This is a genomic window from Candidatus Amarolinea dominans (assembly GCA_016719785.1).
Lineage (GTDB): Bacteria > Chloroflexota > Anaerolineae > SSC4 > Amarolineaceae > Amarolinea > Amarolinea dominans.
Genome location: JADJYJ010000004.1, coordinates 270596 through 293511 on the forward strand (window position 1 = coordinate 270596; position 22916 = coordinate 293511).

19 protein-coding genes are annotated in these 22916 nt (G+C 63.6%); 18 read left to right on the plus strand and 1 reads right to left on the minus strand.

The window, feature by feature from the left end; genetic code table 11:
* Positions 1 to 85 precede the first annotated feature (85 nt).
* The 5 genes from IPM84_07730 (at position 86) to IPM84_07750 (ending at position 5622) form a co-directional block, all read left to right on the plus strand.
* Positions 86 to 1039, plus strand: coding sequence for a sugar ABC transporter permease (locus tag IPM84_07730; GenBank protein ID MBK9092657.1), 954 nt, complete (start codon positions 86 to 88; stop codon positions 1037 to 1039).
* A gap of 3 nt (positions 1040 to 1042) precedes the next feature.
* Positions 1043 to 2125 (plus strand): carbohydrate ABC transporter permease, encoded by a 1083-nt coding sequence (locus IPM84_07735; GenBank protein ID MBK9092658.1) that lies wholly within the window; start codon positions 1043 to 1045, stop codon positions 2123 to 2125.
* A 13-nt stretch (positions 2126 to 2138) separates the two neighbouring features.
* Positions 2139 to 3440, plus strand: a complete 1302-nt coding sequence (locus tag IPM84_07740; protein MBK9092659.1) for a hypothetical protein — start codon at positions 2139 to 2141, stop codon at positions 3438 to 3440.
* 157 nt (positions 3441 to 3597) lie between these two features.
* A complete protein-coding gene (locus tag IPM84_07745; protein MBK9092660.1) occupies positions 3598 to 4548 on the plus strand; it encodes a hypothetical protein in 951 nt (316 codons plus the stop codon).
* Between the two features lie 543 nt (positions 4549 to 5091).
* The gene (locus IPM84_07750) at positions 5092 to 5622 is read left to right on the plus strand and encodes an endonuclease domain-containing protein (protein ID MBK9092661.1); all 531 of its coding nucleotides are present in this window, start codon (positions 5092 to 5094) and stop codon (positions 5620 to 5622) included.
* On the opposite strand, the gene IPM84_07755 is transcribed toward IPM84_07750, so the two are convergent.
* Positions 5623 to 6270 (minus strand): hypothetical protein, encoded by a 648-nt coding sequence (locus tag IPM84_07755; GenBank protein MBK9092662.1) that lies wholly within the window; start codon positions 6268 to 6270, stop codon positions 5623 to 5625. It lies immediately after the preceding gene.
* A gap of 272 nt (positions 6271 to 6542) precedes the next feature.
* On the opposite strand from IPM84_07755, the gene IPM84_07760 reads away from it, so the two are divergent.
* From IPM84_07760 to IPM84_07820, 13 genes are all read left to right on the plus strand, one after another.
* Positions 6543 to 7022: a hypothetical protein gene (locus IPM84_07760; protein ID MBK9092663.1), complete on the plus strand. Its 480-nt coding sequence runs from the start codon at positions 6543 to 6545 to the stop codon at positions 7020 to 7022.
* Between the two features lie 33 nt (positions 7023 to 7055).
* Complete coding sequence (locus tag IPM84_07765; GenBank protein ID MBK9092664.1) at positions 7056 to 8723, plus strand: efflux RND transporter periplasmic adaptor subunit; 1668 nt, start codon at positions 7056 to 7058, stop codon at positions 8721 to 8723.
* A 16-nt stretch (positions 8724 to 8739) separates the two neighbouring features.
* Positions 8740 to 10449 carry an efflux RND transporter periplasmic adaptor subunit gene (locus tag IPM84_07770; protein MBK9092665.1) on the plus strand — a complete coding sequence of 570 codons (1710 nt, stop codon included), beginning with the start codon at positions 8740 to 8742 and terminating at the stop codon, positions 10447 to 10449.
* A gap of 30 nt (positions 10450 to 10479) precedes the next feature.
* Positions 10480 to 11697, plus strand: a complete 1218-nt coding sequence (locus IPM84_07775) for an ABC transporter permease (GenBank protein ID MBK9092666.1) — start codon at positions 10480 to 10482, stop codon at positions 11695 to 11697.
* 248 nt (positions 11698 to 11945) lie between these two features.
* The gene (locus IPM84_07780; protein MBK9092667.1) at positions 11946 to 12962 is read left to right on the plus strand and encodes a LacI family DNA-binding transcriptional regulator; all 1017 of its coding nucleotides are present in this window, start codon (positions 11946 to 11948) and stop codon (positions 12960 to 12962) included.
* A 305-nt stretch (positions 12963 to 13267) separates the two neighbouring features.
* Entirely contained in the window at positions 13268 to 14560 is a 1293-nt protein-coding gene (locus IPM84_07785) for a sugar ABC transporter substrate-binding protein (protein ID MBK9092668.1), read from the plus strand.
* Between the two features lie 149 nt (positions 14561 to 14709).
* Entirely contained in the window at positions 14710 to 15744 is a 1035-nt protein-coding gene (locus IPM84_07790) for a sugar ABC transporter permease (GenBank protein ID MBK9092669.1), read from the plus strand.
* Between the two features lie 36 nt (positions 15745 to 15780).
* Positions 15781 to 16596 carry a carbohydrate ABC transporter permease gene (locus IPM84_07795; GenBank protein MBK9092670.1) on the plus strand — a complete coding sequence of 272 codons (816 nt, stop codon included), beginning with the start codon at positions 15781 to 15783 and terminating at the stop codon, positions 16594 to 16596.
* A 104-nt stretch (positions 16597 to 16700) separates the two neighbouring features.
* Positions 16701 to 17504 (plus strand): HAD-IIA family hydrolase, encoded by an 804-nt coding sequence (locus IPM84_07800; GenBank protein MBK9092671.1) that lies wholly within the window; start codon positions 16701 to 16703, stop codon positions 17502 to 17504.
* Between the two features lie 5 nt (positions 17505 to 17509).
* Positions 17510 to 19036 carry a carbohydrate kinase gene (locus tag IPM84_07805; GenBank protein ID MBK9092672.1) on the plus strand — a complete coding sequence of 509 codons (1527 nt, stop codon included), beginning with the start codon at positions 17510 to 17512 and terminating at the stop codon, positions 19034 to 19036.
* 9 nt (positions 19037 to 19045) lie between these two features.
* A complete protein-coding gene (gene pabB / locus IPM84_07810) occupies positions 19046 to 20653 on the plus strand; it encodes an aminodeoxychorismate synthase component I (GenBank protein ID MBK9092673.1) in 1608 nt (535 codons plus the stop codon).
* 11 nt (positions 20654 to 20664) lie between these two features.
* A complete protein-coding gene (locus IPM84_07815) occupies positions 20665 to 21516 on the plus strand; it encodes an aminotransferase class IV (protein ID MBK9092674.1) in 852 nt (283 codons plus the stop codon).
* 133 nt (positions 21517 to 21649) lie between these two features.
* Positions 21650 to 22909 carry a hypothetical protein gene (locus IPM84_07820; GenBank protein MBK9092675.1) on the plus strand — a complete coding sequence of 420 codons (1260 nt, stop codon included), beginning with the start codon at positions 21650 to 21652 and terminating at the stop codon, positions 22907 to 22909.
* The last annotated feature ends 7 nt before the right edge of the window (positions 22910 to 22916 follow it).

The window sequence follows — 22916 nt, forward strand, 5'->3', positions numbered from 1 at the left end:
TCCCGCTTCGTGGTTGAGCTGAGGAGAGGCGGGCGAAACACAGGGACCCGCCCGCCTCTCTTTCTTGTCTGAGGAGGAGCCAGGCATGAACATTCTGACGAAACCGAAGCCTGCCGCGCCGGCAAAACGCCAACTGACCCCAGGGCAGCGACGTGAGATCAACTGGGGGTTGATCTTCCTCAGCCCCTGGATCGTGGGCTTCCTGATCTTCACCGCCATTCCGATGGTTGTCTCGCTGGTCATGTCGTTCACCAATTACAACCCGATTCAGGCAGACGCGACCCGCTTTGTCGCCTTCCAGAACTACGGTCGCATCTTCGACGATCCGCAGGTGTTCAATGCCGTCGGCGTCACGCTGCGGTTTGTACTGATCTCAGTCCCGCTCAGTATCATTCTCCCCCTCGGTCTCGCTCTGCTCGTCAACGCCAAACAGCTCTTGGGTAAGAACGTCTTCCGTACACTATTCTACATGCCCTACATGATCCCGGTTGTGGCCGGCGTCATGGTCTGGGGAGGCATTCTCAACAGTGATTCGGGCTGGCTCAATCGCTTTCTGCAATGGGCTCTCGGGGTGCAAGGCCCGCAATGGCTGCAAGACGAAAATTGGGTTCTGACCGCCCTGGCTATCATGGGGTTCTGGGGTGTCGGCAACACCATGCTGATCATGCTGGCCGGCCTGCAGAATGTACCGACCGAACTGTACGAAGCGGCCAAGGTAGATGGCGCCACCGCGCCGCGCATGTTCCTCTCCATCACGGTGCCCATGATCTCCCCGATCATCTTCTACAACCTGACGCTTTCACTGATCGGCACCTTTCAGTATTTCACCCAGGCCTACATCATCAGCAACGGGCGCGGCGACCCGAACGGCGCCACCATGTTCTACAACCTCTATTTGTACAAGACCGCCTTTGCCTTTCTGGACATGGGCTATGGCGCCACGCTGGCCTGGATGATGTTCATCGTCGTCCTCCTACTCACCGTGCTGCTGTTCAAGACCCAGAACCGCTGGGTTTATTACGCTGGAGGCAATGATTAGGCCATGTCCACCAAGATTCAACCCATCACCCGCTCGCGCTCCCTGGCCACACCGACCCATCAACTGCGCAAGCTCACAGGCGCAGGGTCCGTCACCCTGTTCGGCCTGCTCATTTTGCTGGCGTTTCTGCTGCCCCTCGGTTACATGTCGGTCACCTCGCTCAAGAGTCTCAAGCAGATTCAGGACCCTCATTCGCAGTTCCTGCCCTCCAGCCCGGTGACGGTGGACTACGCGGGCAAGCAGCTGCCGTTGCTCAATGTGCCTATGCCGGACGGCAGCGTCCGCCAGTTGGCACTGCTCACCGCAGGACGAGAGGATAGCCAATTCCTTGACCCCGCCAACCTGGAGGCCGAACCGATTCAATGGGTTGGGCGCTGGCGCGTCCTGGAGGCGGTTTACAAGACGGATCCGACCTACGATAATTTCCCGTTGGCCTGGAACCAGATCAAATTTGGCCTGTTGTTTCGCAACACCTTCATCATCGCCATCTCCGGCACCATCGGAACCCTGCTCTCATCCATCGTCGTGGCCTACGGCTTCGCTCGCTTTCGGATCCCAGGCATCAATGTGATCTTCCTGGTCCTGATGGCGACGATCATTCTGCCCAGCGAAGTGACGTTGATCCCCACCTACGTCTTCTTTCGGCTGATCGGTTGGGGCGGCACCTGGTGGCCCCTGATCATTCCGCACTTCTTCGCCAACGCCTACAATGTGTTCTTGTTACGCCAGTATTTCAGGGGCATTCCCAAGGACCTGGATGAGGCCGCGGCCATTGATGGCGCCAGCCCTCTGCGCATCCTGCTCAACGTCATCATCCCACAGTCGTGGCCGGCCCTGACCGCAGTGGCCATGTTCCACTTCTTCTTTGCCTGGAACGATTTCTTCAAGCCGCTGGTTTATCTGCAGGGACGCGAGGAGCTGTATCCCATCTCGGTGGCCCTGACCCAGTTCAACAACATCTACGCCACGCAGCCCGGTATGCTGATGGCCGCGGCCATCATGGCGATTGCCCTGCCGGTCGTCATTTTCTTTCTCGCCCAGCGACAGTTCATGCAGGGCATCGTCATCACCGGCGTAGACAAGTAGGGCCGGGTACGTCATGGCAAAATTACTGACCCTGCTGATCCTGGCGCTGCTGCTGGGGGCCTGCTCAGCTCCTCCCGCAGCGCCAACCGCCACGGTGCTGCCCGCCAATGCCATCCTTGTGGATGCCAGCCGCAGCCTGGGCGCGATCAGTCCCTGGGTTCTGGGCAGCAACCACGGCCCCTGGACTTTCCTGAACCCGCAGGCGCAGCCATTGGCTGCGGCCGCCGGCTTGGGCTACCTGCGCTTTCCGGGCGGCAATTGGGGCGACCTGAACGACATCGAGACCTGGCAGCTCGATCAGTTCGTGGCCCTGGCGCGCCAGCTCGGGGCCGAGCCGGCCGTCAGCGTGCGCCTGCGCAACGGTTCGCCAGAGCAGGCGGCCGCCCTGGTGCGCTATGCCAACGTGGATAAGGGCTATGCCATCCGCTACTGGAGCATCGGCAACGAACCGAGTCTGTACAAGGACTACGACGCGGCCCGCTTCAACCGCGAGTGGCGCGCCGTGGCCCTGGCCATGGCCGCGGTGGACGACCAGATCGTCTTCGTGGGGCCGGACACGCATCAGTTTACGGCCGATTTGGCCTCGAATCCCAAAGACGCCGCGGGCGCCGATTGGCTGACCTCATACTTGCAGGCCAACGGCGACCTGGTGGGGATCGTCGCGGTGCATCGCTATCCATTCCCCAAAGGCGGCGATCAGCGCGCCCTACCCAGCGCGGCCGAGCTGTTGGCCAGCAGTGAGGAGTACGATCGTCTCATTCCCGCGCTCAAACAACTGGTGCTCACCACGACCGGGCGTGAGCTGCCCGTAGCCGTGACCGAGATCAACTCGAACTGGGCCAATGTGAGTGGCGGTGAGGCGACTCCCGAAACCTTCTACAACGCGCTCTGGTGGGCCGACGCGCTGGGGCGCCTGATCCGCCAGCAAACGACCATCGTGGCGCAATTTTGCCTCACCACCCTGCCGGGCAGCGGCGAAATTGGCTTGCTGGCCCGTGATGCACCGCGCCCGATCTACTACGTCTATCCGCTCTACGCCCGCCTGGGCGAAGAACAAATCTACGCGGAAACCCGCGCCCCCCAGGTCCTGGCCGTGGCCGCGCGTCGGGCCGATGGCGCGCTGACGCTGATCCTGGTCAACCGCAGCCCGCACGATGTCAGCGCCCCGCTCGTTCTGGCCGGTCACCCGGCCACTGCAGCCGCGGCTACCTGGCGCCTGGATCGTCAACACAACAGCACGCAGATCGCAGACACCCCTCTCGATGCACCGCTCCTCTTGCCCGCTGAATCAGTGACGCTGCTCATCATTCCCTGACTCCGGCAAACTCAAAACAAAACAAAGCCCAGACCCGCGCGGTCGTGTGATTGCCTGATCGTTTTTACGATTTCTTTACGCTGATACGGTATACTGTGGTCGAAGATCAGGCCAGGGTGCCCTGGCTGGATGAGAAACCATAGGAGTAAATCGCATTATGTCAACTGAAATAGGTAATCCGCAGACCCCTGCACCGGCGTCCACCCTCAGCCCGATGGAGCAACTGGCCAAAGACATCAACGACTTGCAGGCGCGCTATGAGGACTTGCAGAACAAGGTCAAATTGAACCACCTGCGCGGCCAGGTCAGTCAGACTGCAGGCCAGGTCAAGGGCGTGGCTGACACGCTGGCCGCCGCGCGTGGACGCGGTTATACGCTGAACAAGGCTCTCGATGTCAGCGTGCGCAGTTTGAGCAGCGAGTGGGCGCAGACACAGAGCGCAGTCGGCAAACAACTGGACGAGCAGGCGCCTGCCCTGGCGTCGAGCTTGCAGCCGCTGGAAAACCGCATGTTGATGATGGTGGCCGCGTCCACCAACCCGACCGTGGCGCAGCCGATGGTGGCAGTGGTCAAGACCACGCTGCAGGCGGTGGAAGGCCGACTGAAGGCGCTGGAGGAGAGCATCGCCGCTCTGCTCAAGGCGCCGGCGGACAAGGTCAAGGCGCTCACAGATCAGCTCGATGACATCACTGACATGCTCAAGCTGTTTGGCGAGGCGACCTTCAAGTTGCATCCGGGCGAATCGCCGGTGGCGGTGGAGCGCGCCTCCTGGTTCCGCCATGGCGACAAGAAGGCCGACGATGACCCCGACGGTTTCATCTTCCTGACCACGCGGCGGCTGTTGTTCGAGCAGAACGAGAAGGTGGCGACCAAGAAGTTCCTCTTCATCACCACCGCCTCAGAGGAACTTCACAAGCTGCTGCTGGACGTGCCGCTGACGCAGGTAGGCACGATCACCCCGCGCGACATGGGCTTCCTCGGTTTAGGCGAACACCTGGACGTGACCTTCGACGGAGCCAGCGTGGCCGCAGCCCACTTCCAGTTGGGTGCGGACAATACGAAATGGCAAAAGTGGATCGAGGATGCGAAGGCGGGGAGAGGGGAGTAGAGACTTGTCCTCTCCTCACCCCCGGCCCCTCTCCTCTCCAGGTATGGAGAGGAGAGGGGAGTGAGGGGCCTCTCCGCTCCGCCGGTTCCTCCTCCTCTCCAGGTATGGAGAGGAGAGGGGAGTGAGGGGCCTCTCCGCTCCGCCGGTTCCTCCTCCTCTCCAGGTATGGAGGAGAGGGGGGTGGGGCCCCCCCCGGCCCCCGGGCCCCCCCCCCCCCGGGGGGGAGAGGGAGTGAGGGGCCTCTCCCGCTCCGCCGGTTCCTCCTCCTCTCCAGGTATGGAGAGGAGAGGGGGAGGAGAGGGCCTCTCCGCTCGCCGGTTCCTCCTCCTCTCCAGGTATGGAGAGGAGAGGGGAGTGAGGGGCCTCCCTGGTTCCTCCTCCCCCTCTCCAGGTATGGAGAGGAGAGGGGGGTGAGAGGCCTCTCCGCTCCGCCGGTTCCTCCTCCTCTCCAGGTATGGAGAGGAGAGGGGAGTGAGGGGCCTCTCCGCTCCGCCGGTTCCTCCTCCTCTCCAGGTATGGAGAGGAGAGGGGGGTGTGGACGCGATGGGTTTTGCCGAAACGGGCTTTCGGAGAAAAGAGGGAAGATTGAGCACAACGGATTTTGCCGATTCCGGAGTTCGAGGAGACGAGGAAGGAGCAGGCGAGGCGCCTACTCTCAGTAGCGCGGAGACAGAGTTGTGGGCCAAACTTCTCCACGCGAAGGTCCCCAGCCATGTTGTCGTACTGGCACGCAAGCTGCGCCAGCAGCAAACACGTGCCGAAGAACTCCTGTGGATGTGCCTGCGCAACCGCATGTTGAACGGCCTGAAATTCAGGCGACAGCATCCCCTGGGCCGCTACATCGCTGATTTTTACTGCGCCGAAAAACGCCTTGTAATCGAACTGGATGGCTCCGTTCATCATCACCCCGACCAGCAGGCCTACGATCAAATCCGACAGCAAGAAATCGAAGCACGCGGACTAATCGTCTTGCGCCTGCGTAACGAACAAGTCGAGAGCGATCTCGAACAAACACTCGACCTCATCGCCGATATAGCCACACGCGGCCCAATCGCCCTACCGCCCACCAAGTAATCACTCTCTCCTCCCCCTCTCCTCTCCATACTTGGAGAGGAGAGGGGGCCAGGGGGTGAGGTGAGGAGAGGGGGCCAGGGTCAGCGCCTCGCGATAGCTGGACTCGGCCTCGCCAATGCGCAGCGTCAGGCGCAGCAGGTCGCCCAGGGTTTCATCGAAGAGGTCAACGGGCTGGCGGAAGACGGCGATCAGCCCTGCCAGCCAGGCGGCGGCCGGGGAAAGATCGCGCAGCATCGTGTCGAGGATGTAGGCGGAGACCTGCGGCTGCGTCTGCAAGTGTTCGATGAAGTCGGCGGCGTTGGTTTCCTGTCCCAACAGCCCCCCGGCTGCCAGGCGCAGGAGCATGGGGCTGCGGCCGGTCTTGGCCAACAGGCGCTGGCGCAACGGCGGAGCCGCCTGCAGATCAAGGCGGCTGACCAACTCCTGTGCTTCCTCCGGTTCCAGCCCTGCCAGGTTGACCTGCGCGAGCGCGGGCAGCATCACATCTTCGCGGCTGGTGAGCAGGAGGGTGGTCGGTGTGGAGGCGCTGAGAAAACGCAGGACGCTCATGATGGTCGCGTCGGCGAGAGCCAGGTGAACATCGTCGAAGCAGAGCAGTGCAGGGCGTTGGTTGAGCGCTGCGCCGCAGGTATTTGAGCATAGCGCCAAAACTATTGATGGATTCTGCCACAAGCATAAGGTGTCTTCCCCAAAAAAAGACACCACCCCCATGCACGCGGCGCAAGGTTGGTGTCTCGCGGTCAGGGCGCTATTATAGACTGATCGGAGAGAGATGCAAATGGGCCGTGCAATCCCCTCTGACCCGAAAGTTGTCAATTCTAAAAACACCATCTTCATCTAATCTTAACATCGAGATGCTAAAATCAGGGTTGGCATTGCCCGCGTCAGCGGGCGCCAATTTTCAGAGGAGCAAGTAAACAATGAATCGTACGCTGCAGATCACCCTGGGTGTTGTTCTCCTGTTGGCGGTGGCCGGGGGCAGCTTTTATGGCGGCATGCTCTACGGTCAGGGGCAGGCGCAGGCGAATTTCCTCGCCCGCCGCACCGGCGCCGTACCCGGCGGCGTGGGCGGTTTCCCCGTGGACCCCAATCAGTCCGGAAGCCAGCGCCGCGGTAATGCCCAGGCCGGCTCCCTGTTCGGCCAGATTACTGAGATCGGCGAAGGCGTCCTGGTCATCACCGACAGCGACGGCAAGCAGACGCAAGTGAAGGTCACCGATACAACGTTGATCGAGAAGAATGCCTCGGTCACGGTGGCTGAGCTGACCACCGGTGAGACGGTCATCGTCTCAGGTACGCCGGGCAGTGACGGCAGCATCACCGCACGCTCGGTGCAGGTGGCGCCCGCCGGTCGCTTCGGCCCTGGCGGCGGGGACTTCGTTGTTCCCATCGGCCAATAGACGACCAGGCGCAGCAGAAAGCCGGGAGTTGACATGAAAACAGCGCGCTACGGGGCGTTGGCGCTCATTTTGCTGGCCGTGGCCGCGGGCGGATTCTTTTTCATCCGCAGCCGCACCCTCCCTCCCTCCCCAACTGGGGGGGAGGGAGGGGCCGCCAGCAGCGGGTACACGCAGATTGTGGACGTACAGGTGGGCAATCTCAGCGCCAGTCTGAGTGTGGTTGGCCAGGTGGAAGCGGAACAGCAGGAAGACCTGACCTTTACCCGCCTCAACGGCACCACCAAGCTGCTGACACTGGCTGTGGCCGCGGGCCACACCGTGACCGCCGGCCAGGTGTTAGCCACGATTGACCCCGCGGCCTATCAGCAGGCCCTGGATCAAGCCAAGAGCAGCCTGCAAGCGGCCGAGGAAACCCTGGCCGATCTGCAGACGCCGGTGACCGACCTCGCCCGCGCCCAGGCCGATCTGGCCGTGGCGCAGGCCAACCTCCAAAACCAGACCGCACAAGACACGCTGACGGACCTGCTGCACCCGGATATCGCCAGTCTGACGATCAGAGTCACCGACGCCCAACGTACGCTGAACGAAGCCCAGGCCAGCCTGGCGTCACTGCAATCCGATAGGACGGCTGCCACTCGCCTGGACAAGTTGCGCGAGACCGAGGCCACGACCGCGGCCGAGCACGCGCGCCTGGCGGCCGAAACCTATAACGATACCTTTCACCAGGACCGGCTGCGCGTGGCTTTCAATACCATGATGAATGCCCGCGATGCACGCATCACCGCCGAGCTGCAACAGCAGGCCGACCTGCTCAAGGCCCAGAGCCAACTGCGCAAGGCGCAAACCAGCCTGGCGGATGCACAGGAAGCGCTGGCCGAGGCGCAAGCCGGAGGCGACAAGCTGACCCTGGCCAAGGCCCGCCTGGCCGTGCAGCAGGCGCAGGTCGCCCAGGCCGAGGCGCAGGAGAACCGCAGTCAACTGGATGAAGGGCCAGACACGGTCAAACTGGCAACCGCGCAGGCCGACCTGGACAAAAAACGCCTGGCCGTGACGGATGCCGAGGCCGCGCTCGCCGCCACCCAGATCATGGCCCCCTTCGCCGGCACCATCCTGCAGACCCACGTTGAGCCAGGCGATCTCGTCACCGCCAACACCCGCATCCTGACCGTCGCCAACCTGCAGACGCTGCAGATCGTCGCGGCCGTGGACGAGACCACCATCCGCCAGATTGCCGCCGGCCAGGCCGCCCAAGTCACCTTCGACGCCTTCCTCGGTCGCACCTTGCGTGGCCAGGTTGCCTCCGTGCCCTTACAAGGCACGCTGCAGGGCGATGTCATGGTCTATTCGGTTCCCATCACCCTCACCGGCGCGGTTGACCTGCCCCTGCTGGTCGGCATGACCGCCAACGTCAAGGTGGAACTCGGTCAGGCGACCAACGCCCTGCTGGTTCCCACCATGGCCCTGCAACGCAGCGGCGGCCTGGTGCAGGTGCTGGTCCCCAACCCCAACGACCCGACCGCCGAGCCGCAGGCCGTCCCCGTGGAAATCGGCCTCAGCGATGGCATCAACACCCAGATCGTGCGCGGCCTCAACCCCGGTGACAAGGTCGTCGTCCAGATCGCCGCCACCCAATCCACCAACCCCTTCAACTTCCGCGGCGTCGGCGGCGACACTCCACGCATTCAGCCCATCGGCCGCTGACAGGAGAATCGCACATATGCAACAATCCAAACGATTCTGGCCGTGGGTGTTAGTCCTGCTGGCTATTGTAGCCGTGGGCAGCTTTCTATTCATCCGCAGCCGCACCCCCCAAACTGGGGGGGAGGGGGGGGCCACCACCGCCAGCAGCGGTTACACGCAAGTGGTAGATGTGCAGGTGGGCGACCTCAGCGCCAGCCTGAGCGTCGTCGGTCAGGTGGAGGCGGTGCAGCAGGCTAATTTGACCTTCACCCGGCTCAGCGGCACGACCAAGCTGCTGACCCTGGCCGTGGCCGCGGGCAACACCGTGACGAACGGACAAGTGCTGGCTGCGATTGACCCCGCGCCCTATCAACAAGCGCTCGATCAGGCGCGCAGCGATCTGCAGGCGACCGCGGAACGCCTGACCGATCTCCAGGCGCCGGTTACCGACCTTGCCCGCGCCAAGGCCGACCTGGCCGTGGCCAAAGCGGATCACGATCAACAACAGGCCGCGGAAGATTTGAAATCGGCGCAGACGCCCGACCTGGCGCGCTTGCGCGGCGTGGTCCAGGATGCGCAGGACACCCTCGCCCTGGCGCAAACGCAGCAAACCCTGACCGATCATGACGCCGCGGCCAAGAGCGAGCGCGACCTGCAGTACGCCGTCAACTGGCATGAGCGCCGTATCACAGACCTGATGGCGCTGGTGGCCAATGGCAAGGCCAACGCCGAGCAGATCGAGCAGTTGAGCGACGAACAGACCGCGCTGGGCGACGCGCAAGCCGACCTGGCGCACGTGCAGGCGCAGCGCCAGCTCAATCAACAGGCGGTCGCGGCGGCCGTGGTCAAGGCCCAGGCCAGCCTGGCGGATGCGCAGGAAGCGCTGGCCGAGGCGCAAGCCGGAGGCGACAAGCTGACCCTGGCCAAGGCCCGCCTGGCGGTGCAGCAGGCGCAGGTCGCCCAGGCCGAGGCGCAGGAGAACCGCAGTCAACTGGATGAAGGGCCGGACACGGTCAAACTGGCAACCGCGCAGGCCGACCTGGACAAAAAGCGCCTGGCCGTGACGGATGCCGAGGCCGCACTCGCCGCCACCCAGATCATGGCCCCCTTCGCCGGCACCATCCTGCAGACCCACGTTGAGCCAGGCGATCTCGTCGCCGCCAACACCCGCATCCTGACCGTCGCCAACCTGCAGACGCTGCAGATCGTCGCCGCCGTGGACGAGACCACCATCCGCCAGGTTGCCGCCAGCCAGACCGCCCAGGTCACCTTCGACGCCTTCCCCGGTCGCACCTTGCGCGGCCAGGTTGCCTCCGTGCCCTTACAAGGCACGCTGCAGGGCGATGTCATGGTCTATTCGGTTCCCATCACCCTCACCGGCGCGGTTGACCTGCCCCTGCTGGTCGGCATGACCGCCAACGTCAAGGTGGAACTCGGTCAGGCGACCAACGCCCTGCTGGTTCCCACCATGGCCCTGCAACGCAGCGGCGGCCTGGTGCAGGTACTGGTCCCCAACCCCAACGATCCGACCGCCGAACCGCAGGCCGTCCCCGTCGAAATCGGCCTCAGCGATGGCGTCAACACCCAGATCGTGCGCGGCCTCAACCCCGGTGACAAGGTCGTCATCCAGATCGCCGCCACCCAATCCACCAACCCCTTCGGCGTGCGCGGAGCCGGCGGCATCCTTGTTGGCCCTGGCCAGGGCAGCAACGTCGGCGGTTCCCGCAACCAGCCCATCGGCCGCTGAGAGGAGCAGATCGTCATGAGAAAACTATTGATGGGGTTGCGCGTGGCCGTGACCGCGCTGACCGTGCATAAGATGCGCTCCATCCTGACCATGCTCGGTGTCGTGATTGGCGTGGCCGCGGTGATTGCGTTGGTGGCCGTGGGGCAAGGCGCGCAGGCGCAGATCATCAACCAGTTTCAGGCGCTTGGCTCCAACCTGCTGACCGTCAGCGCCGGCACCAACTTCGGCTTTTCGCGCAGCGGCCTGCAGCAAAACACGCGGCCGCTGACCGACAAGGATGTGGAGGCCATCCGTGCCCTGGCTACCGCCGTCAAGCTGGTGGCGCCCGACTACAGCGCCAATGCCACCGTCGTCTACCAGGGCAAGACCACCAACACCAGCATCAGCGGCGTGACGGCCGACTATGCCACGGTACGCAACTGGAGCGTGGATCGCGGGCGCTTCGTCAGCGCGCAGGACACCAGCAACCTGGCGCTGGTGGTTGTTCTGGGGCAGACCGTGGTCGAAGACCTCTTCGGCAGCGCGTTAGTCAACCCGGTAGGCGAGGTGGTGCGCATCAACCGGCAGCCCTATGAGGTGATTGGCGTGCTCAAGAGCAAGGGGCAGAGCGGATTCAACAACCAGGACAACACCGTCTTCATGCCACTGCGCACCGCGCAGGTCAAATTGGGCGGCGCCGGCACCACGCAAGTGCGTTCCATCAGCCTGCAGGTGCGCACCGCCGAGGAGATGGACCTGGCGCAGGCGCAGGTTACCGCGATTCTGCGCGCCCTGCACGGGCTGCAGACCGGCGCGGAGAACGATTTCACGGTGCAGAACCAGGCCGACATCCTCGACAGCGTGGCGCAGACCAGCGGTACCTTCACCACCTTGCTGGGCAGTATCGCCGCGATCTCGCTGCTCGTGGGCGGCATCGGCATCATGAATATCATGCTCGTCAGCGTGACCGAGCGCACGCGTGAGGTGGGGCTGCGCAAGGCGGTCGGCGCCAAACGCAGCGACATCCTGCTGCAATTCCTGACCGAAGCCGTCGTCCTCAGCAGTACAGGAGGGATCATCGGCGTACTGCTCGGTGTGGGCGGCGCCCAGATCATCACACCCTTGCTGGGGGGTAGCCGCGCCCTCGTCACGCCGCAGAGCATCATCCTGGCCCTGACCGTCTCCCTGGGCATCGGCATCTTCTTCGGCCTCTACCCCGCCAACCGCGCCGCCCGCCTCAACCCGATTGACGCACTGCGCTATGAATAGGCGTTTCGCGCCATGTGAGCTGTCGAATTTCCTCATTTTTGGGTCTTGACAAACCGCGTTGCGTGTGCTAAACTGTTCGTAGTTAAGCGGTTTCCGAAAGGGCCGCTCTTTTCTCCACACGATAGTAAACCGCTTAACGAACCCACGACGCCTGTGCCCGTGTGCCCAGGCGTCGAACTGGAATGACCAGGGTGCGTCGCCACGTTGGACGCCCTGGCCGCAGTTTGCTACGCAGCAGGAGCGCAACCGTGTCGGTGACGATCTACGATGTAGCCAGGCAAGCCGATGTTTCGACCGCAACCGTCTCCAAGGTGCTGTCGAACACGCCCTACGTCAGTGAAAAGACGCGTGCCAAAGTGCTGGCCGTCGTCTCGGACCTCGATTTTGTGCCCAATCTTGCGGCTCGCAGCCTGAATCAGGTCCGCACCGGGATCATCGGGCTGGCCTTTCCCTATGCGTCCGACTATCTTTTCGAAGACCCCCACCTGATGCTGTTCTTACGCGGGGTGGAAAACATCGCCACCACGCATGACTACAGCATCCTTCTGATGACTGCGGGCGCGGCTGACGCTGCGGGTGGGTTACGTCGCCTGCTGCACACCCGTTATGTGGATGGCGCCATCGTGGTCGGCATGGAGAGCGTGCAGCCCATCACGGCCGAGCTGCGGCACCGCACCTACCCAACCGTGGCCCTGGGCTATCATTCACCCCTGGGTGTGTACAACACCATTCATGCGGATGACTACCTGGGCGGCCGTCTCGCGGCTGAACACTTGCTGGCCCTCGGTCATCGTCGTATCGGCCTCATCGGCGGCCCGCTGGAGATCACTGCGGTGGGCCGGCGCATCCAGGGGTTTACCGATGCCCTGACCGAGCATGGACTGAGCCTCGCGCCCGACCTGCGCGCCGCCGGCGACTTTACGCAGGAGAGCGGCTTTGCCGCGGCCGCGTCCATCCTGGCGCAGCCAGCACGACCAACCGCCATCTTTTCGGTCAACGACCGTATGGCGCTCGGTTTCATGGCCTACGCCCAGGCCTCTGGTTTGACGATTCCCACCGATCTGTCCATCGTTGGTTTCGACGACATTCCGGCCGCGGCCTTCTCGCATCCCAGCCTGACCACCGTGTGCCAGCAGTCGCTGGCCATGGGGCGCTTGGCTGGCGAGCGCCTGTTGGACCTGGTGCAACGGACCCAAGAGCGTTTCGAACCACTGGTATTGGCCACCACCTTTGTGCCGCGCAACTCGACGCGTGCGCTGGCATAAGGCAAGCGCGGCCCGCGGACGTGCCGCTGGCCAGGCTGCATTCACCGTTGATATAGACCGCTTGCCCGCTGGACAACGCCCCGTTCGCCCAGGCAAGTTACGATCTTTACCTGACTCTTGACAACGAAAGGAGGCTGACCGGGAGCAAAAATTACCCACACCAGGCACCATGCCAGGCGAGAAGAGAGAACGATTCGACTGACTCCCCAGATGTCTGCGCCGAAGCGGACACCATCTGTGGTCTCAGCAATCACCGCTACGTCATGTTTATGTTTGCGTCTGCAAGAAAGAGAGCGTCTACCATCATGAAGAAGTTGCTCGTACTATTAGTCATCGCTGCCACCTTATTGACTGCCTGTGGCGGCGCGGCACAGCCCACCACAACGCCCAATCAACCAGCCGCGGAAGTTACGATCCGCTGGCGTACCCGCCCCGACAACCAGGAAGAGCAGAACGTCTACCAGAAGATCAGCGACGAAATTGACGCCAAGTTGGCGAACGTCAAGCTGGTCTATGACCCGGCCCCGGTTCAGGGTTACATGGACAAGCTGACCACGGAACTATCCGCCGGCACCGCCCCGGACATCACCTGGATTCCCGGCGCCAGCACGGCGGACCTGGCCAGCAAGGGTGTTTTGCTCGACCTCATGCCCATGGCCAGCAAGGACAGCGCGTTCAAGCTGACCGATTACTACGATGCACCGATGGCCGAACTTCAGCACGATGGCAAACTGTGGGGCCTGCCGCGCGACATCTCCACGATGGTCATCTACTACAACATGGACCTCTTCAAGGCGAAGGGCTTGCCCGACCCGGCCGAGCAGGCCGCAAAGGGCGAATGGAATTGGGACAACTTCCTGAAGGCCGCCCAGACCATCCGCGATGAGAGCGCCGGCACCTACGGTTTCAGCTTCGGCAACTGGTGGGGTCTGTGGGGCTTCTTCGCCTACAGCGGCGGCGGCAGCCTGTTCAATGCCGATCGCACCGCCTGCGGCCTGGACCAGCCCGGCTCCATCACCGGCCTGCAGTTCATGTCCGACCTGTTCAACAAGTACAAAGTTGCACCGCCTCCGGGCGCCGAAGGTGGCGTCGGCGAGACCGACTTCCTGGCCGGCAAGGTGGGTATGTTCCCCAACGGCCGTTGGATGACCCCTGGCATGCGCCAGAACGCCAAGTTCAACTGGGGCGTGGTGGAAATGCCCGAAGGGCCGGGCGGCAAGAAAACCTGGCTCTTCTGGGGCCCATACGTTGTCAGCGGCAAGACAGCGAACGCCGATGCGGCCTGGCAGGTCATCAAAGAACTGACCAGCCCCGAAGTGCAGGCGAAGGTTGCGGCGCTCGGCAGCAACATCCCGTCCAACAAGGCCGCCAGCGCCAAGCAGGCGTTCCTCGATTCCAAGCCGCCGGCAGACAACTCCGCCTTCATCAAGGGCGCGGATTACGCCGTAGCCGAGATTCCACTGTGGACAGGCAACTGGGGCGACATCGTGGATGCCATCTACCAGCCCAACGTGGACAAGCTGCTGAATGGCAAGGCAACCGCAGAAGAAATTGCCAAAGAAGCCTGCGCAGCCGCCAACCCTCTGTTCAAGAAGTAACCCGACCGACCCGACTTCGGGAGTCCCACCCCCGCGGCGCCCCCCCCCGCCCTGCGCCGCCGGACTCCCGAAGTCCCCCTGATCCCTGATCCCTGATCTCTGATCTCTGATCTCCGATCCCTGATCTCTCTCATCCAGGAGGCAAGTCCATGACAGCTTCGGCCACGGTTCCAACGTCCACGGCGGCATCTCGGCAGCGGCGCGAGGCCCTGGAAGGGTTTCTCTTTCTGCTGCCCAACATCCTGGGATTCCTGATCTTCTTTGCCGGCCCCCTGGTGTTATCCTTGTATTACAGCCTGACAAACTGGGATCTGTTCACAACGCCCAAATTCATCTGGCTTGACAACTTCGTGCAGGCGCTTGGCTTCCAGCTCAAGCCAGAGGCCTATCAGGTCGCGCTGGAACAGGGAGCAGGCTTCCTCGGCGCCCTGGGTAAACTGATCGTCGCGAATGACCCCATCTTCTGGGTCGCGCTGCGCAACACGTTTGTCTACGCCGGCGGGGTGTTGATCCTATCCGTGCTACCCGCCTTCTTTCTGGCCTATCTGCTCAACTCCAAACTGCGCGGCATGACCTTCTTCCGGGGACTTTACTACCTGCCGGTGGTGGCATCCGTCGTTGGCATCTCACTGGTCTATCTGTGGGTGTTCGATCGCCAAAGCGGCGCCATCAACTTTGTCTTGGGCGCCATCACCACCCTGATCAATCGGCTCGTGGGCGCCAACCTGGCAAAGCCGCTGATCGGTTGGCTGAATGACCCTGACTGGGCGCTCTTCTCACTGATTCTGATGAGCGCCTGGCGCACGGTGGGCTACGACATGGTGATCTTCCTGGCTGCGCTGCAGGGGGTGCCCCACAGCCTGACCGAAGCCGCCCTGGTAGATGGCGCCACCCGCGGCGTCATCTTGCGCAAGATCATCATTCCGCTCATCACCCCCACCATCTTTTTCATTCTCGTCACCAATCTCATCGAAGTGCTGCAGATCTTTGCCGAGCCGTACATCATGACGCGCGGCGGTCCGGCCAACTCAACCCTGACCATCGTCATGTACCTGTACCAGAAAGGGTTCCAGCGCTTCCAGATGGGCTACGGCAGCGCCCTGGCCTGGCTGTCGTTCGCCATCATCTTTATCATCACCAGCATTCAGTTCCGCATGTCACAACGCTGGGTTGTCGAAGACTAGAAGGGAGACCCATCTATGCTTGGTCGCAATCAAAACATGTCGCTGGTGCAGCGTTTCCTGCTCTACGCCTTCCTGGCGATCGTCGGCGCGGTGATGGCCTACCCCTTCTTTTTCATGGTCACCACCTCGCTCAAGGACAACCAGTCCGCCTTCGCCAACATCCTGGCCCCGTTTGGCCCTTCCCTCGAATGGGCCAACTACCGGGCCGTCTTGAGCACCATCAACATGGGGCGCTACATGCTCAACACGGCCTTTATCACCATCTGCGTGGTCATCGGCCAGATTTTCACCTCGGTCATGGGCGGCTATGCCTTTGCCCGCATCAAATTTCCCGGCCGCGAGGCGCTCTTCCGCGCCTACCTCGGCACGATCATGATCCCGTTCATGGTCATCCTGATCCCCACCTACAAGCTCATGCTGCTTTTCAATTGGGTTGACCGCTATGAGTCACTCATCATTCCGTGGCTCTTTACGGCCTACGGCACTTTCCTGATGCGTCAGTTCTTCCGCAACATTCCCAATGAGTTGGAAGAGGCCGCGGTGATTGATGGCGCCAACCGATTTACGATCCTGTGGCGTATCTTCGTGCCGCTCTCACTGCCCGCCATCGCCACCCTGGCCACCATCAGCTTCCTGTACGCGTGGAACAGCTTCATCTGGCCGCTGGTGGTCATCCACAACAAGGAGATGTACGTCGTCACCCAGGGTCTGGCCGACCTGCAGGGTGGCTACCACGCCAACGTGCCCTACATCATGGCCGGCGCCACGCTCGCCATCTTGCCCACGGTGCTTGTCTACATTTTAGCCCAGCGCTACTTTGTCGAAGGCATCGCCACCACCGGTCTCAAATAGCAGCCGACCAGGCTGCCGGCTTGCCTTGCGCAGCCGCTGGCCTGGCCGCCTTTTCTGTGCATGGCAATGGCGCCCGCTCTGCGCGCCGCCCGGAAGTTGACACGATGACAAACTACCCTACCCCAACGCAGTTGTATGACGCGTACATCTTCGACCTGGATGGCACCGTCTATCTGGGCGATGCGCTCTTGCCCAGCGCCGGCGAAACCATCACCCGTCTGCGCGGCCTGGGCAAGCGCACCATCTTCCTGTCCAATAACCCCACCCACTCCCAGCAGGACTACGCCGCCCGCCTGGCGCGCCTGGGCCTGCCCACCCCCCTGTCAGACATCATCAACTCCTCGATGGTCATGGTGGATTTCCTGCAACAGCATTTGCCCGGCGCCCGCCTCTTTGTGCTGGGCGAAGCGCCGCTCTGCCATGACCTGGAAGCGGCCGGTTTCGAGCTGGTAGATGACCCATCCCGCACCGATGCCGTCATCGCCAGCTTCGACCGCACCCTCGTCTACCGCAAGCTACAGGTCGCCTTCGACGCCATCCGCGCCGGCGCGCGCTTCTTCGCCACCAACGCCGACCGCTACTGCCCGGTGCCCGGCGGCGGTCAGCCCGACGCGGCCGCGATCATCGCCGCCATCGAAGCCTGCACCAACACCCGTGTCGAGGTAGTCGTGGGCAAACCGTCTCAGCACATGGCCGCTGCGGCTCTGCGCGTCTTGACGCTGCCGCCCGATCGGTGTATCATGACCGGCGACCGCCTGGAAACCGACGTAAAAATGGGGCTTGATGCCGGTATGGCAGCCGCGTTGACCTTGACCGGCGCCACCTCCGCTGCCATGCTGGACGCCTCGCCCCTGCGCCCCACCTTCGTCCTGCACCAGTTGGCCGATCTTCTGCCGGGCGCGATCTGAAACCTATGCCAACCAAACCTTTTTTGCTCGGACTCGACCAGGGCACCAGTGGCAGTCGTGCCCTGATCCTGGATGACCAGGGGCAGGTGCATGGCTACGGCTACCAGCCCCTGCCGCGCATCTATCCGCAGGCCGGCTGGGTCGAACAAGACCCGCTGGCCGTCGCCGCAACGTTGGCTGCCGCCATCACCGAGGCCATTGGGCGCGCCGGCTGTCATCCGGCCGAGATCGCCGCCTGCGGCATCGCCTGCCAACGCAACACCGATTTTGCCTGGCACGCGGCCAGCGGCCAGGCTCTGGCCCCCGCCATCACCTGGCAAGATTTGCGCACCTTGCCCCTGCTCGATGAACTGCGGTCGTGGGAACTGTTTCCGCAGAGCCGCCGCCGCTTGGGCTATTCCCCCGGCCCTTACAGCTCGGCGCTGCACCTCGCCTGGCGTCTGCGCTCCGACCAAACCCTGATTGACGCGGCCGCAGCCGGAAACCTCCGCCTGGGTCTGTCTGCCGCCTGGTTGCTGGTGGCCCTGGGGCAGCCGGCGCAGCACGCCATGGACTTTTCCCTGGTACAGGCCATGGGGCTTTACGATTTCCGCGCGCGCCAGTATTGGCAAGCCTGGCTGGAGCGCCTGGGGGTGCCCGAGGACCCGCTGCCGGCGGCCATGCCCACCGTGCATGAGTTCGGCAACCTGCGCGTCCATGCGCCCGACGGCGCGAGCGCGGCCGTACCGGTTCTGGCGATGATCGGCGATCAGCAGGCAGCTCTGTTTGGCTATGACTGCCGCCGCCCCGGTGATGCCGAATGTACGCACGGCACCGCCTCCTTCGTGGACGTCTGCCTGGGCAACCATGCCCCTGACCAGGAGAAAATCAACGTCTACGTGGCGTGGGCGTTGGCTAACGGCGTTGACCCTGACCCGGCCTTCACCTACTGCCTGGAAGCCGACACGGCCGTCACCGGCGCGGCCATCCGTTGGATGCGCGAGAACGCGCGGCTGTTCGATCGTGACGATGAAGTCGGCCCGCTGGCCGCCTCTGTGCCCGACGCCGGCGGCGTCGTCTTCGTCCCCGCCTTCACCGGCCTCAACGTGCCGTACAACGATCACCGCGCGCGTGGCACCATCCTGGGTCTGACGTTGGGCAGCACGCGCGCCCACATCGTGCGCGCCTTCCTCGAAGCCCTGGGTTACCAGGTGCGCGCGATCCTGGAGACGATCCAGACCGAAACCGGCCTGCATGTGGACCGGTTGCACCTGGGGGGCGGCGTTTCGGCCAGCGATGAAGCCTGCCAGATTCAGGCCGACCTCATCGGCATCCCCACCATCCGCCCACACTTCACCGAGACCACCGCGCGCGCGGCCGCCATGCTGGCGGGGATGGGCAGCGGCGCCTGGAAATCGCCCGATCATCTGCCGCCCCTGCCGGAGGGGGCTACGCGCTTCGAGCCGCGACTGACCGACGATCAACGCGAGACCGGCTTCGCGCGCTGGCAGCGCGCCATCAGCCGCGCCCGCGCGTGGGACGTGGAGGACTAGGCAACATTCATGAGCGAGTGGCCGTGGCTTCTGGAGCTTGACCCGCCGCCCGATCCAGTGGCGGTATTTCAACACCTGGCGCATGACCCCTTTGCCTTGTTTCTTGACAGCGCCCTTCTAACGCCGGCCTTTGCGCAGCAAAGCGCGCGCCCACCGGCCGCCCATGACCAGGCTCCCATCGCTCCCCTGGGACGTTACTCATTCATCACCGCGTACCCGTTCGCCACCCTGGTCAGCCACGGCGAGCGCACCGGGTTCACACAGACCGACAGCGGCCTGACCACCGTCAGTACCGAGGACCCGTTCACCCTGCTGCAAGAGACTTGGCGCCGGTTTGCGCAGCCAACCCACAGCGGCCTGCCGCCATTCCAGGGCGGCGTGGCCGGCTACTGGGGCTACGAGCTGGCGCATCGCCTGGAAAAGAGTCCGTTTGCCGGGGTTCGCGCGGAGACTCGCCCCGCCGCTGAACGATCGCGAGGAATCGCCCCTGCACCTTCTTCCCTTCCTGACATGGCGCTGGGCTTTTACGACTGGGTGCTGGCCTGGGATCATCTGCCCGCCGGCGTTTTCGCAAAAAACCATCGCGCGGGCGGCCGCTGCTGGCTGATCTGCCGCGGCTGGCCGGCTGGCGAGGCGTCTGCCCGCCGGTCGCACGCGCAGCGCCGCGCCGAACAGATCTTGGCCCTCATCGCCCAGCCAGCCCCGCCCCTGCCGCCCTGGGTGGTTTCGCGGGAATTGCCGGCCGCAGATTCGCATCAGCAGACGCCCCGCTTCCCTGTGCCCGGCCATCCCGGTGTCACCTCCACGTTTCGCCGACCCAGCTACCTGCAGGCCGTGCAACGCGTGCTGGCTCACATCAGCGCCGGCGATGTCTACCAGGTCAACCTGACGCAGCGCCTGCACCTGCCCCTGACCGCGCATCCGTGGGTGTACTACCAACGCCTGCGCCAGATCAACCCGGCGCCCTTCGCCGCGTACTTCGCCCTGCCGCACGCGGGCGGCGCCATCCTCAGCGCCTCGCCGGAGCGCTTCCTGCGCGTGCAGGAGGGTCAGGTTGAAACGCGGCCCATCAAAGGGACGCGGCCGCGCGGGCGCACGGCCGCCTCGGATGCCGCGCTGCGGGCTGAGTTGATCGCCAGCGCCAAGGACCAGGCCGAAAACGTCATGATCGTTGACCTCCTGCGTCACGATCTTTCCAAAGTGTGCCGGCCCTTCAGTGTGCAGGTGTCCAAACTGTTCGCGATCGAGTCGTACGCCACCGTGCATCACCTGGTTTCCACCGTGATCGGTCGCCTGCGCCCTGGTCTGGATGCGGTAGACCTGCTGCGCGCCTGTTTTCCCGGCGGCTCGATCACCGGCGCGCCCAAGGTACGGGCCATGCAGATCATCGCCGCACTGGAGCCAACCGACCGCGGCGTCTACTGCGGCGCGCTGGGCTACCTCGGCTTCGACGGCGCGTTCGATAGCAGCATCGCCATCCGCACCGCGGTGGCCAGCGCGCATGAACTCAGCTTTGGCGTCGGCGGCGGCATCGTGGCCGACAGCGACCCGCGAGCCGAGTATGCCGAAACCTTGCACAAGGCAGCCGGGCTGCTGGCCGGCCTGACTTTGCCCTAGGAGGCTCAAGGATGTCTCTTGTTTATGTCAACGGGCAAATGCAACCCGCGCAGAGCGCCCAGGTATCGGCGCGTGATCGGGGTTTCCTGCTCGGCGACGGCCTCTTCGAAACGCTGGCCGCGTATCGCGGCCGCATCCTGGGCCTGGATCAACACCTGACCCGGCTGCAGCATGGGGCCAACGTCCTGGGCTTCGACCCACCGCCCGCCGCGGAACTGGCCGCCGCCGCGCGGCACACCCTGGCGGCCAACGGCCTGCAGGCCCAGGACGCGATGCTGCGCCTGACTGTCTCGCGTGGCGCTGGCCCGCGCGGCTTGTTACCTCCAGCGCAGCCCACACCCACGGTGGTCATCACCGCCGCACCCTGGGCCGCGGCAGCCCCCGCCGCGCAGACCGCGATCAGCGTCCCCTTTCGTTGGGACGCGGCTTCCCCGCTGGCCGGGCTGAAAACCCTCAACTACCTGCCGCAGATTTTGGGACGCCAGGCCGCTCACGCCGCCGGGGCTACGGAAGGCATCTTCCTCAACCATGCCGGTCACCTGGTGGAAGGCTGCGCCAGCAACCTCTTCTGGGTCAGCGACGGCGCTCTCTTCACCCCGGCGTTGGCCTGTGGGCCGCTGCCCGGCGTGACGCGTGCGTTCGTCCTGGCCCTGGCCGCCGGCCTGCAACTACCGGTGGTCGAAGGCGCGTTTCCCCGCGCACAGCTTCTGCAGGCCGCAGAAGCCTTCCTGACCAACTCCCTGATCGAACTGGCGCCGCTCACCTGGTACGATGGTCAGCCCATCGGCCGCGGGGAGCCTGGCCCGCTCACCCGCCGTTTGCAGGCCGCCTTTCGGACGATGATCACATCTGGTCTCCCATAAATGGTGAGTCGCAGCAACCGGCCCGGCAATCCGCGCCCAGATACGATCGAATGTTGTCTAGCCGGACGCTTTCGATTACAATGGGCCGCACGTATTCCATTCTATTTCATCTCTACTTCATCAGGACATCATCATGGCTGATCCAACCCTCCTCATTACGCTCATCATTGTCATCTTGAGCGCGCTGGTGGGCGCGTATCTCAACGGCAAGCGCCGCGACCGCTGCCTGGCGCACTTCGAGCGCGACCCGGTCAACGTTGAACTGCTCGGCGGCCGCCAGATTTGGGGCCGCCTGCACGTGGAGCCTACCGGTATCGAGTTGATCTATGCCAGCGATCATCGCGATGTGCAAGAGCATATCGAAACGACCTATCTCCTCTACAAGGATGAATTCCCGCAGATTCAGGCGATCTATCGCTACTGTGACGACATGGATGAAGATGAGCTGCAGCGGCGTCAGGCGATGATTGACAAAGTCTTTCATCCGCGGCCTGGCGCGCGCCTGCGCCGGCGTCTGCGCAACTTCATCAGCCTCGCGTCCGATTCTCTCGCTCAGGCCGTCGGCGTCATTGTGGGCAGCAGCAAGGCCCGAGGGTCGAAGTTCGTGACCGAGGAGAGCCAGGAATACTTCACCAGCCTGGGCAGCAACCTGATCGGTTACGCCGGTACGGAGTACGACTCACTGCTGGAGCACTACGTGGGCGTCAAGGTCGTCGTCGAGCTGACCGAAGGCGATACCGTCTACGAACATGTCGGTATTCTGCGCGACTACACGGCCGATTTCCTGGAGATGCTGGATATTCATTTCCCCATCACGCAAAAGCACCCGATGGCTGCACCTGGCGCCGGGCTGGAAACGCCCTTCCTGCGCGCCAATCGCAGCGGCAAATCGCTCTACCTGGCTAACGCCGGCAAGAACTCCCTGCTGCTGCAAACTGTCACCGCCGCCGAGCAGGAGATGTCCATCAACGCAGTGCTCGATGCCGATGAAGACCTGGCCCTGGAACTGCCGCCCGCCCTGGCCGGCGCCGACATCGAGCTGAACATCAAGATCGTGCGCCAACTCGACTTTATCATCCCGCGTGCCCGCGCCCTCATCCGTCACAAGGCGGAACGCTACGACCCTGACCAGGTGTTCGATATTGGCTTCGGCCTCAAACCGGATTACACCACGGAGGAAAAAAAGCTGCACGCGGCGCTGGACGATAGCCCAGACGATGCCAACAGCGCGGTGGCCCTGGGGCAACTCTTGTTCAAGCGCGGCCGCCTGCAGGAGGCCGAACGCTGGTTCAACTACGCGCTGGCGCGGCGCCAGCAATTAACCGACCAGGGCAAACTGGCCGAACGCCAATTGCGCTACATCAAGCTCAAGCGCAGCGAGTTTTATCGCTAGCGCCAAC